Source organism: Streptococcus pluranimalium, assembly GCF_047785705.1.
In the GTDB taxonomy this organism is placed as follows: Bacteria; Bacillota; Bacilli; order Lactobacillales; family Streptococcaceae; genus Streptococcus; species Streptococcus pluranimalium_A.
The window spans coordinates 1-10,693 of the sequence record NZ_JBLOJV010000046.1 but is presented as its reverse complement, the minus strand read 5'-3'; the positions used below and the strand labels follow the sequence as shown (position 1 = coordinate 10,693).

The following is a 10,693-nucleotide window of genomic DNA, read 5'->3' as shown; positions in this document are numbered from 1 at the left end:
TAAACATCCAATAAGAATGTATATGGAAAACCGTTCCAGAGTCATTAAACTCTGGAACGGTTTTTGTATCTATCGGTATGTCTAATCGTAAGCGCTATACGTTTTAAAGATTCATTGCCTTACTTTGATGACTCTTAGTGCTATGTTGGGCAGTCTAGTTTGATTTTGGTTGCGGTTTAATCTAAAAATCCAAGGTAATCGAATTTTTCAAAGGTTCGAGAGTTGGTGACAGCACTGATCTGGATGTCTGCTGGCAGTGGGTTTTGTGGGTTTAAATCAGTGGTTAAGGTTGTCATGTTTCCCATACGAAGTCCGACCACATTGAGTTCGTATTTGTGGCGTAACCCTAGTTCGATGAGGTTTTTACCGATCCATTTTTGAGGGATTTTAAATTCGATGATGGAGATATCATCTTCAACGTGGATAATATTTGAGATATTACGACGTAAAATATGAGATGCCAAGGATTTACCTGACGCCCTTTCAGGCATAATGACACGGTTTGCACCGATGTTGTACAAAACGTCTTCAAAAAGGCCGCTTTTAGCTTTAGCGATGATGTTAGGAACGCCTAGTTTTTTACAATGCATGACGGCTAGGACAGATGCCTCTAAGCTATTACCAGTAGCAATGACAACGGTATCACAATGTTCGATACCGACGCTTTGTAGAAAGTCATAGTTGGTGATGTCACCAATGGCAGCTCGTGTGACGGTGTTGGCGACTGCTTCGACATTTTCTTCACGATAGTCTAGTGCGATCACTTCTTGTTCAAAGGTGCAGAGTTCTTCTGCGACTGTTTTTCCAAAGATTCCAAGGCCTAAGACCCCAATGATTTTTTTTGACACAATAAGTTCCTTTCTCAATTAGCCAACCGTGATGGTTGATTTGGCGTAATGAATGGTTTGTTTTTTCTTTTGTAAGAGGCTAAGAAGCACAGTGATTGGTCCGACACGACCAATAAACATCAACATCATGATGATGATACGACCTGTTGTTGATAAATCAGGTGTTAAATTCATTGATACACCAACAGTTGCTATGGCAGACGAGACCTCAAATAATAGTCGAAAAGGATTGGTGCCGGATTCTACCAGAAGTAATAGGAGAAAACCTGCCATCATCAGGGTGAAGAAAAAGATAATGATCGTAAAGGCTTGCTTAATCATACGATTGTCAATGGTACGATGGCGAAAGGTCACTTCTGTCTGTCCAGATAATTCAGCCCTAAAGAGCAGGGCAATGATCGCAATAACAGTTACCTTAATCCCACCAGCTGTTCCGCCAGGCGCTCCTCCGATAATCATCTGAATCATATAGAGAAAATTAGTGGCAGGAGTGGTATGGCTGTAGTCAATGGTAGAAAAGCCAGCTGTTCTCATGCTGACGGTTTGAAAGAAAGAGGTCATTAGCTGCTGCCCAAGCGACAGGTTACCAATCGTTTTGCTGTTATTAGCTTCAAAGAGCCAACTCAGCACCGTACCTGCTACTAGGATGATGGCAGTTGTTCTTAGGACTAGCTGTGACTGGTTGCTGAGAGGGGTAAACATGTTTTTAAGCTGTTTGGGCTGTTGGGTCAGATAGTTTTTGATGCACCTTAGAATATCCTGCCAGACACCAAATCCTAGACCACCTGTGGCAATGAGTCCAGCAAGGGTCAGGTTGATGATGGGATTAGTGGTATATTGCTGAAGGCTGCTAGAACCCAAGTTATCAAATCCAGCATTGCAAAAGGCAGAGATAGCTAGGAAAATAGCATTAAACATACCGTTTCCTAGACCAAAACGTGGGATAAAATCAATCATTAAGACCAGTGCTAAGATGCCCTCAACCATAAAGGTGAATCGATAGACCAAGTAAAGAAATTCCTTTAAATCTTGAGGGTTTTCACGGCTCAAGGCTGATTGGAGTAAGGACTGATCAGTGAGGTTCATCTTGCGACGTAGTGCCAAACTACTAATGGCAATAAGGGTCACCAAGCCTAGACCGCCAATCTGGATTAAAAGCATGACGACCAGTTGGCCAAAGCCATTGTAGACATCACCGACTGCAAAAACGGATAAACCGGTCACACAAACCATGGACACCACATTAAAAAGATGGTCAAAATAGGTGGTATCTGGAGCATGAGCATAATGCATAAAGGGTTGCGCCAGCAGAAGGCTACCGATTAAAATCACGATAAGAAAACTAAAGCTAAGGCGCTGTGTGATAGACCATTTGGCAATAAAGGTTGACATGTGACTCCTTTTGTTGAATGCTAAGGTTAAAGTGGATTTTTCGCTGGCGTTCCAGCTTTACGAGGGTATTTTTTAGGGGTTTCTTTTTTCTTTTGGACAATCGTAATGTTACGAGCATCACCATTTGGGAGTTGATAATCCTTGGTCTCAATCACTTGGGCAAACAAGGTTTTTAAGGCATTTTGGGCTTGCTCTAGTTCTTGACCAGCAGAGCTAGCTTTCAAGGCGATGAGGCGTCCATCTAATGTGAGAAAGGGAATGGTTAACTCTGCTAGGACCTGCATTCTGGCAACGGCTCTGGCAGTTACCAGGTCAAACTGTTGGCGAAAAGCCTTATCTTGACCAAAATCTTCTGCACGACCGTGGAAAAAATGCACGTTTGACAACCCCAACTCTTGAGCTAGGCGGCTTAAAAATTGGATACGTTTGTTGAGAGAGTCGATGATAGTGATCTCAAGTTCTGGAAAGATAATCTTCATTGGTAAACTAGGAAAACCAGCACCCGCACCAATATCCAGTATCCGAATAGGCTGATTAGGGATGTAGCCTTGTAGAAGAGGCGCGATTGAGTCATAGAAATGTTTGAGGTAGATTTCTTCTTTGTCAGTGATAGCCGTTAGATTGATTTTTTGATTCCACTCAATCAAAAGTTCAACATAGCGTTCAAACTGCTCTTTTTGATGTTCAGAGAGCATGATATGGTGAGCTTTGAGCTGCTCATAAAAGGTTTGAGGTGTCATATAAACTCCTTATGTCTTAAACTTCTTTTATTTTACCATAATCCTTCTTTCTTTTCTTTGGAAATCCTCTTAAAACTGCTATAATGAAAGATGACGATTCGTTAATCTAAAGCATTAGTAGGATAGGCTGGGTAGGTGTGGTTGAAAAGAACAACCCTCAAGACCAAGGCAGTCTACCACTGGTGGTCTTGGTGGGCTAAGCCTGACGGCCTTTTGATAAAGGGTAGCAAAACGATAAGGTATCAGACTTCTAACAAAGACTCATCCAAAACAGCTACTTGTTTTAAGCGAGCACAGAGTAGTGTGAGGCACTGATGCATCATTTCATCTGTAGGATAACACAATCATAAAAAGAAAAGGAAACCAAATGAAACTCATTGATATTCGAAAAAATCCTGAAGGCCTGACCTTTGACAAAACCTTTGACTTGAAAGAGCAACTCCTTAGGCGTGAGGGGTCTATTATCGACTTAGAGTCTGTTAATGCTAAAGGAGTGGTCAGCTTTGATGATGGGCTTTATCTCCTCAATTACCAGCTGTCTTATGACCTCACGCTACCGTCAAGCCGTTCGATGACACCTGTTCGATTGTCTGAGCAGTATGAGGTGTCAGAAGTTTTTATAGCAGCGGCAGATGTTCCTACAAAAGCTGACTTGATTGATGAGCATCTGGTCTTAATCCTTGAAGATGATCAGATTGACCTTTCAGAGAGCATTCTGGATCATATCCTCTTAAACATCCCTCTAAAAGTATTGACAGATGAGGAGAAAGCTTCGGAGCAGATGCCTGAAGGTAAGGACTGGGCAGTGCTAACACAAGAGCAGTATGATGCCATGAAGGCAGACCAAAAACAGGCTACTAATCCCTTTGCAGCCTTATCAGATTTATTTGAAGAAAATGAGTAATGGTTTAATTTGTAAGAATGCTTTAAAAATGATATGATAAAACAAGTTTATTGATACTCAAAAATACCTAGAAATCAGGTTAATAAAACTCCGACCAAGTCATTTGGCTAAGGGTTGTAAGCTACAGTAGGTTAAACAATTAGAGTTAAAAGAGGGGGGCTATGACAAAACACATTTTAATCATAGAAGATGAGAAAAATCTGTCACGATTTGTGTCTTTAGAGTTGCAGCATGAAGGCTATAGTGTCACGGTTAAGCATGATGGCCGCTCTGGCTTAGAGGCTGCCTTGGGGAAAGATTTTGACCTGATTCTGCTCGATTTGATGTTACCAGAGATGGATGGCTTTGAAGTCACCAGACGCTTACGGCAGGAGAAAGCAACAGCTATTATCATGATGACTGCCAGAGATTCTCTGATGGATATTGTTTCTGGCTTGGATCGTGGTGCCGATGATTATATCGTCAAACCCTTTGCCATTGAAGAGTTATTGGCACGTGTGCGCTCTGTTTTTCGGCGTCAAGCCATCGAAGACAGTAAACGCGCCACTCTAACCAACCCAAGTCAAGACGACCTCAAACTGGATCCACTTAGTCGTTCTGTCATCCGTGATGATCAAGTCATTTCATTAACCAAGCGTGAATTTGACTTACTATCAACGCTGATGTCCAATCGAAACCGTGTCATGACGAGAGAAGATTTGCTGAGTCTTGTTTGGCAATACGGCGAAGCTAGCGAGACAAATGTTGTTGATGTCTATATTCGCTATTTGCGTGGTAAGATTGATGTTCCAGGTAAGGAGTCTTACATTCAAACTGTTCGTGGAATGGGGTATATTATCCGTGAGAAATAAACCGTTTTTAACCAAACAACTCAAAATGTCTTTAAGACGAAAAATGGTCCTAGTTACGATGGGGCTGTTTTTTGTCATTTTAACAACCTTCACAGTGATGGTTTTACTGTTTTCAAATGACCTCTTGGTGCAACAAGAAGAAGAGACCATCATGAATACCCTTAGTTTGGTGCAAGAGCATGTTTCAGAGATTGATAAGCCTTTGACAAAAGAGCAGTTAATCGACTATCTACAGAACAACCAGACGGTTGCTAAGCCGCACTCGAAAACCGTCTTAACGGAGTCTATGGCCCTCTCCGGTAACCACTCCATAGCCCACTTGTTATATTCAAATCAGATTGTCTACCTCTATGATATCAAGAAAAAAGTTATCTTTACAACTGGTGACAAAGAGAATCCTCTGTCTCTAGGCCCTCTTGGTACGATACGCTCTGAAAAGATAGGGGCAGATAGGGGAGCTACCATCAGTATTCCGCTTTTTAATCAGGCTGGTAGTGTTATAGGTTATGCCAAGCTTTTTCATAATCTAGCGTTTTATGATACCCTCAAAAACCGTTTGGTGGTTTTGCTAGTGTTTTTAGAAGTCGGAACGATTATGATTGTTTTAATCATCATGCGTTATAGCATCAAAACCTTCTTGCGTCCTATTTATAGCCTACACCATGTCATGCGTCGGATTCAATCCGATCCGACGGATTTAACCGTCAGAGCTCAAATCAGTAGTGGGGATGAAATTGAGGAACTATCTCATATCTTTAATGGCATGATGTCTATTATTGCAGAGCAAAATACCCTGCAACAACAGTTTATTAGTGATGTCAGTCATGAACTGAGAACCCCTGTAGCTGTTATCAAGGGGCATTTGGATATGTTGAGCCGTTGGGGGAAAAATGATCCTGAGATTTTGGAGGAAAGCTTAGAGGCCAGTCGTCATGAGGCTCAGCGCATGACGGTTATGATCAGTGAGATGCTTGATTTGGTGCGTCTTCAAGGTCACTTATCAGATAAATCTGATGAGGTGACTTGCTTAGAGGCGTCTATGCAGACATCGCTTTATAACTTTGAGATTTTAAGACCAGATTTTCAGTTTACCTTGGACATCAAGCGAGATGGTATTCGAGCCAAGATTGCTAAAGGTCATTTTGAGCAAATCCTGACCATCTTGATTGATAATGCGATTAAGTATTCACCAAAGACCAAGGTGGTTGCATTATCCCTAACTAAAAACACAAAGGAAGCCTTAGTGACGGTCTCAGATCAAGGTGATGGCATCGACCAAGCAGATCTAGAGCATATCTTTGAACGTTTTTACAGAACAGATAAGTCACGCAGTCGTGAGGGGACAAGGGCTGGTTTAGGGATTGGTTTATCGCTATTAAAGCAAATCAGTGATGCTTATAACTGCCGCCTCAGTGTTGATAGCACTGTGGATGTGGGGACGCGTTTTGTTATCGCTATCCCTCTAGCTGACCCCTCTCCCACCAAACCAGACCTAGAGCAGTAGGTAAGGATGCTCAAAAAAACACCAAGATGAGGACAGATGAAGGCACTGAAAGAGAGAAGGTTGCTATCTCACGGCAAGTAAAGCTTTTTGGCTTTGATTGTTAAAGGCCATCAGCCATTTTATTTCTCATGAAAGATGTGCTATAATGAAGTATTAAAAACTAATGCGAGAGCTTTTGCGAAGCCTTGTCGTAGCTTTTGCTTTAGGAGTGATTCGTGTGAGAGAGAAGGGAGTGTTTTTGTGCGTTGTCCAAAATGTCATACTACAAAATCCAGTGTTGTTGATAGTCGCCAAGCAGAAGAGGGAACAACCATCAGAAGACGCCGTGAGTGCGACAACTGTCAAAACCGATTCACAACCTTTGAGCGTGTGGAAGAACTACCACTTCTAGTGGTCAAAAAAGACGGTACCAGAGAAGCCTTCTCAAGAGATAAAATCTTACATGGTATTATCATGAGCGCCCAGAAACGTCCTGTTTCAAGTGAGGATATTGAGAATGTCATCAGCCGGATTGAGCAAACCATTCGTAGTCGGTATGAAAATGAAGTTCCAAGTACAGCCATTGGTAATATGGTCATGGATGAGTTGGCTGAATTAGACGAGATTACCTATGTGCGCTTTGCCTCTGTCTATCGTAGTTTTAAAGATGTCGATGAAATCGAGGAATTACTCCAGCAGATTACCAATCGTGTTCGTGGAAAAAGGGTGGGGAAATGAGACCGATTGATGTGTTTTCGTTTGTCAAAGGTAATGTGGTTGATGTGTCGTCTCAGGCCTTGATGCGATGCTACTTTCCTATTATTGGTCAGGAGGCTTTCAGCCTTTATCACTTTTTGGTGGCTTTTTGGGATGATGGTGTTAAAAAACATCATTTTTCAGAGATTCTCAATCATACCTTGATGGGCATGCCAGTAGTTGAGCAGGCTTTAGCTACCTTGACAGCCATGGATTTGGTGGTGTTTTACAAGCATCGAGAGTGTTATGTGATGTTCTTAAAAGCTCCCTTATCTAGTGATGCCTTTTTTAAAGTGTCTTTATATCGTCAATTGCTGATTCAAAAAATAGGAGAAGTGGCGGTGAATGAGCTCATCACGACCTTGCCAGATCATGTTCAGAACATGTCGAAAACCTTTTCTGAAGTGTTTGATGACCAAGGTGACATCACCTTTGATTTTGATAAGGAAGCCCTTAGTAGCAAAGCGTCATTTGATCTGGATGCCTTTAAAAATCTCATGAAACGTGATGGTCTCTCTTTTGCTCAGGAACAATCAGATGTGATTGGCTTGTACCGTTTGGCAGAGAGCCATCAGATGACTTGGTATGATACCTATTTGTTAGCCAAAGAAACAGCTGTCAATATGACCTTGTCCTTGTCTCGTATGAAGCGAAAAAAAGAGCAACTAGCCACTAAATCATTCCCTCTTGGGCAATTAAGCCAGCAAGAAACGGTGATTGTGAAAGAAGCTCAGACAGCTCGTTCAGATGTTTTTCTTGCCAAAATCAAGAAAGCGCGTCGAGCAACCATTACTCAGGACGAAAGGCAACTCCTCTTGGATTTGGCTAAGATGGGATTTTTAGATGAGGTCATCAACGTCATTGTGCTTTATACGATTATGAAGACCAACTCAGCCAATGTCAATAAAAAATATGCTATGAAGCTCGCCAATGATTTTGCCTACCAAGAGATCAACAGCGCAGAAGTAGCAGTCTTGAAGATGAGGGATGCTTCCAAAAAATCCGCTCAAACGTCGCAAGGTCTTGCCTCTAAGACCAAGAAGCCAAATATCCCTGAATGGAGCAATCAGGATTATCAAAATCAGACGACCGATGAAGAGCAAAAACGATTAGAAGAAGCCAGACGAAAGGCTTTGGATCGTCTGAGAAAGGAGTGAGATGATGGAAAAAGTAGGAAACACCTTAAAAAAATCTGGACATGCGAAGTCCTTTGATGCCGATCAAGTCGCTCAGTTGATTTTATCTGATCCAGCTATTGTGACCTTTATCAATGATCACCGCCTGACTCAAGATGAAATCAAGCGTAGTTTGCCAAAGTTTAATCAATTCATCAATGAAAGACGTAAATACCAAGACCAGGAACAGTCTTACATCGCTAAGGGTTATGAGCCGATTTTGACCATGAATGAAGGCTATGCTGATGTGACTTATCTTGAGACCAAGGCTTTGAGAGAGGCTTACCTGCAACAAGCGGTTGAAAATCGGATTCATTTGGTTAGCCTGCCTAAGTCTTACAAGACGATTTCGTTTGATGATATTTTGCTAGATGATGTTAAACGTTTGGGTGTTTATGAGTATCTAGTGGATTTCATCAGTCACTATCCTAGCTCTGAGCAAAAAGGGCTCTATCTTTACGGTGACATGGGGGTTGGTAAATCCTTCTTTATGGCAGCCCTAGCGCGTGAGCTTTCTGAGGCGAAAGATGCCTCTACCACCATGCTTCACTATCCGAGTTTTACCATCGATATTAAAAATGCTATCAAGACAGATTCTGTTAAGGCTGAAATTGACGCTGTCAAAACTAGTGATATTCTTATTTTAGATGATATTGGGGCTGAGCAGACCTCTGCTTGGATACGTGATGAGGTGCTACAAGTGATCCTTCAGTATCGGATGCAAGAGCACTTACCAACTTTTTTTACCTCTAATTATAGCTTTGCTGATTTGGAGCAAAAGTTGGCCAATGCTAGACATGGAGATGAAACCTGGCAAGCTAAGCGCGTTATGGAACGTGTTAGATTTCTTGCTACAGAAATGCATTTACAAGGTGAAAACAGAAGATAGTCAATGCGATTATCTAGTACACTAATAAATAAAAAAAGAAATAAGGAGACGATATGTCTTTGCCAACAGTTGCTATTGTCGGGCGTCCAAATGTCGGAAAATCGACACTTTTTAACCGTATTGCAGGGGAGCGAATTTCCATCGTTGAAGATGTTGAGGGTGTGACACGTGACCGTATTTACACCAGTGCTGAATGGCTCAATCGGTCATTTTCATTGATTGATACTGGTGGTATTGATGATGTTGATGCGCCCTTCATGGAGCAAATCAAGCATCAGGCAGATATTGCCATGACAGAGGCAGACGTCATTGTTTTTGTAGTGTCTGCTAAGGAAGGCGTGACCGATGCAGATGAGTATGTTGCGCGTATTCTCTACAAAACGAGCAAGCCGGTTATTTTAGCCGTTAACAAGGTGGACAATCCTGAAATGCGTGCGGAAATCTATGATTTTTACACGCTTGGCTTAGGAGATCCTTACCCAGTATCGTCAGTTCATGGGATTGGTACAGGAGATGTTTTGGATGCGATTGTTGAAAATCTGCCGACAGAGCACCTTGAGGACAATCCAGACGTCATCAAATTCAGCTTGATTGGTCGTCCTAATGTCGGCAAATCCAGCCTTATCAATGCTATCCTAGGTGAAGATCGTGTCATAGCAAGCCCTATAGCAGGAACCACTCGTGATGCTATTGACACGTATTTTACGGACAATGACGGGCAAGAATATACCATGATTGATACCGCTGGGATGCGAAAGTCTGGCAAGGTTTATGAAAACACGGAAAAATATTCTGTAATGCGCTCGATGCGTGGTATTGATCGCTCGGATGTTGTTCTCATGGTCATCAATGCAGAAGAAGGGATTCGTGACTATGATAAACGTATTGCTGGTTTTGCTCACGAAGCGGGGAAAGGCTTGATTATTGTTGTCAACAAGTGGGATACCATCACCAAAGATAACCATACGGTGACTCAGTGGGAGGCAGACATTAGGGATCAGTTCCAATTTTTAGCCTATGCTCCCATCATCTTTGTGTCTGCTGAAACCAAGCAGCGCCTTCATAAGCTTCCTGACATGATTAAGCGTATCAGTGAGAGTCAAAATCGCCGCATCTCATCAGCAGTTCTGAACGATGTCATCATGGATGCTATCGCCATCAACCCAACTCCAACGGACAAAGGCAAACGCCTTAAAATTTTCTACGGCACACAAGTTGCGGTTAAGCCGCCGACTTTCGTTATTTTTGTCAATGAAGAAGAGTTGATGCACTTCTCCTATTTGCGCTTTTTAGAAAATCAAATCCGTGCAGCCTTTGGTTTTGAAGGCACACCGATTCACTTGATCGCTCGTAAGCGTAGCTAATAAATCAAGCGGTTGGGATAAGAGAGGTTATCACATCGTTATGTACTCCTTACTAAGGTTATCTGCTCTACTCAGAGAGTTATGAGTCGGTGCAATTATTAGAACTTTAGAGAGGACTATTATGGCTTTATTACAAAACGATGTTTCTACTGCACGTGAGGAGGCGACCTCTATCGCCAAGGGGGTGTCATCTCTATCCGGAAGTGGAACTGTCAGCAAAGATAGTCAGAGTAAACTAGGTGGTAATGACCGTGCTAAGAGTGTTATTGATGCTTCTTATGATGTTTCGAA

11 protein-coding genes are annotated in these 10,693 nt (G+C 42.2%); 8 read left to right on the top strand and 3 right to left on the bottom strand.

Features of this window, described 5'->3' with window-relative positions; genetic code table 11:
* Positions 1 to 176: 176 nt before the first annotated feature.
* Genes ACMZ6Z_RS08525 through rsmG form a run of 3 tightly spaced genes read right to left on the bottom strand, consistent with a single transcriptional unit; the run spans position 177 to position 2,980 of the window.
* Complete coding sequence (locus ACMZ6Z_RS08525) at positions 177 to 848, bottom strand: potassium channel family protein (protein ID WP_416132124.1); 672 nt, start codon at positions 846 to 848, stop codon at positions 177 to 179.
* An 18-nt stretch (positions 849 to 866) separates the two neighbouring features.
* Positions 867 to 2,240, bottom strand: a complete 1,374-nt coding sequence (locus ACMZ6Z_RS08520; protein WP_416132123.1) for a TrkH family potassium uptake protein — start codon at positions 2,238 to 2,240, stop codon at positions 867 to 869.
* A gap of 26 nt (positions 2,241 to 2,266) precedes the next feature.
* Positions 2,267 to 2,980: a 16S rRNA (guanine(527)-N(7))-methyltransferase RsmG gene (gene rsmG / locus ACMZ6Z_RS08515; RefSeq protein WP_416132122.1), complete on the bottom strand. Its 714-nt coding sequence runs from the start codon at positions 2,978 to 2,980 to the stop codon at positions 2,267 to 2,269.
* Positions 2,981 to 3,347: 367 nt separating this feature from the next.
* On the opposite strand from rsmG, the gene ACMZ6Z_RS08510 reads away from it, so the two are divergent.
* The 8 genes from ACMZ6Z_RS08510 to ACMZ6Z_RS08475 form a co-directional block, all read left to right on the top strand.
* Positions 3,348 to 3,884, top strand: coding sequence for a YceD family protein (locus ACMZ6Z_RS08510; RefSeq protein WP_416132121.1), 537 nt, complete (start codon positions 3,348 to 3,350; stop codon positions 3,882 to 3,884).
* A 161-nt stretch (positions 3,885 to 4,045) separates the two neighbouring features.
* Positions 4,046 to 4,735 carry a response regulator transcription factor gene (locus tag ACMZ6Z_RS08505; RefSeq protein WP_416132120.1) on the top strand — a complete coding sequence of 230 codons (690 nt, stop codon included), beginning with the start codon at positions 4,046 to 4,048 and terminating at the stop codon, positions 4,733 to 4,735.
* A 43-nt stretch (positions 4,736 to 4,778) separates the two neighbouring features.
* Complete coding sequence (locus ACMZ6Z_RS08500; RefSeq protein WP_416132119.1) at positions 4,779 to 6,239, top strand: sensor histidine kinase; 1,461 nt, start codon at positions 4,779 to 4,781, stop codon at positions 6,237 to 6,239.
* A gap of 240 nt (positions 6,240 to 6,479) precedes the next feature.
* The gene (nrdR, locus tag ACMZ6Z_RS08495) at positions 6,480 to 6,956 is read left to right on the top strand and encodes a transcriptional regulator NrdR (RefSeq protein WP_416132118.1); all 477 of its coding nucleotides are present in this window, start codon (positions 6,480 to 6,482) and stop codon (positions 6,954 to 6,956) included.
* A complete protein-coding gene (locus ACMZ6Z_RS08490; RefSeq protein ID WP_416132117.1) occupies positions 6,953 to 8,131 on the top strand; it encodes a helicase loader in 1,179 nt (392 codons plus the stop codon). Before nrdR ends, ACMZ6Z_RS08490 begins: the two co-directional genes overlap by 4 nt.
* 4 nt (positions 8,132 to 8,135) lie before the next feature.
* Entirely contained in the window at positions 8,136 to 9,038 is a 903-nt protein-coding gene (gene dnaI / locus ACMZ6Z_RS08485; RefSeq protein WP_416132126.1) for a primosomal protein DnaI, read from the top strand.
* Between the two features lie 53 nt (positions 9,039 to 9,091).
* A complete protein-coding gene (der, locus tag ACMZ6Z_RS08480; RefSeq protein WP_416132116.1) occupies positions 9,092 to 10,402 on the top strand; it encodes a ribosome biogenesis GTPase Der in 1,311 nt (436 codons plus the stop codon).
* 121 nt (positions 10,403 to 10,523) lie between these two features.
* Positions 10,524 to 10,693: TIGR04197 family type VII secretion effector (locus ACMZ6Z_RS08475; RefSeq protein ID WP_416132125.1), on the top strand; the 170-nt coding region annotated here is incomplete at its 3' end.

Bases quoted from the DNA above. Each gene is read 5' to 3' on its own strand.
- der (WP_416132116.1), top strand. From the start codon at position 9,092: ATGTCTTTGCCAACAGTTGCTATTGTCGGGCGTCCAAATGTCGGAAAA.
- dnaI (WP_416132126.1), top strand. From the start codon at position 8,136: ATGGAAAAAGTAGGAAACACCTTAAAAAAATCTGGACATGCGAAGTCC.
- ACMZ6Z_RS08520 (WP_416132123.1), bottom strand. From the start codon at position 2,240: ATGTCAACCTTTATTGCCAAATGGTCTATCACACAGCGCCTTAGCTTT.
- ACMZ6Z_RS08505 (WP_416132120.1), top strand. From the start codon at position 4,046: ATGACAAAACACATTTTAATCATAGAAGATGAGAAAAATCTGTCACGA.
- ACMZ6Z_RS08510 (WP_416132121.1), top strand. From the start codon at position 3,348: ATGAAACTCATTGATATTCGAAAAAATCCTGAAGGCCTGACCTTTGAC.
- ACMZ6Z_RS08490 (WP_416132117.1), top strand. From the start codon at position 6,953: ATGAGACCGATTGATGTGTTTTCGTTTGTCAAAGGTAATGTGGTTGAT.
- rsmG (WP_416132122.1), bottom strand. From the start codon at position 2,980: ATGACACCTCAAACCTTTTATGAGCAGCTCAAAGCTCACCATATCATG.
- ACMZ6Z_RS08500 (WP_416132119.1), top strand. From the start codon at position 4,779: ATGGTCCTAGTTACGATGGGGCTGTTTTTTGTCATTTTAACAACCTTC.